1 protein-coding gene is annotated in these 517 nt (G+C 69.2%); it reads right to left on the reverse strand.

The window, feature by feature from the left end; translation table 11 throughout:
• Nucleotides 1–13: 13 nt before the first annotated feature.
• The gene (locus tag IEJ02_RS47990) at nt 14–481 is read right to left on the reverse strand and encodes a hypothetical protein (protein WP_191070533.1); all 468 of its coding nucleotides are present in this window, start codon (nt 479–481) and stop codon (nt 14–16) included.
• Nucleotides 482–517 lie beyond the last annotated feature (36 nt).

Raw genomic sequence — 517 nt, forward strand, 5'->3', positions numbered from 1 at the left:
CGGCTGTCCGTGCTCAGTTGTGGGCGCGGAGGAGCTCCTTGGTTCCGGTGACCGTCCCGTCGGCGTGCTGGGTGAGGCGGACGACGAGGACGTGGTTGCGGTCCTCCGGTGCGGTCACGGTCCAGGGCTTGCCGCTGTTGAGCCCTGGTGCCTTGAGGATCACGCGGGAGCCGTAGGCTCCGCTGGTGTTCTGGCAGCCGGCGGACGCGTCGTCGGCGAAGGGGTCGCGGTCGTGGCCGGAGCTGCCGATCTTGTTCTCCATCTTCTTGATGTCGGGCTTGGCCGGGCTCCCGAAGTTCACCGTGCTCCGCGCATGCACCAGCACGTCGCTGCAGAGGGCAACCAGGCCGACCTTGGGGTCCGGATCACCGTTACCCTCCGCTCCAGGCGTGCACGCCGCCGTCACAGCCCCGAACGCGGCGGCTCCAGCGGCCGCCGCGGTGGCGAGGACGAGGCGGCGTGTGCGGATCTTGGGGAACATGGACCCTCCTGGTGGAACTGTCTGCAGCAACATGCC

Origin of the sequence: Streptomyces sp. 5-10, assembly GCF_014712245.1 — a bacterium.
Taxonomy (GTDB): domain Bacteria; phylum Actinomycetota; class Actinomycetes; order Streptomycetales; family Streptomycetaceae; genus Streptomyces; species Streptomyces violaceusniger.

What these genes read in the sequence shown, in the direction of transcription:
- IEJ02_RS47990 (WP_191070533.1), bottom strand. Translation starts at nt 481, where the DNA reads ATGTTCCCCAAGATCCGCACACGCCGCCTCGTCCTCGCCACCGCGGCG.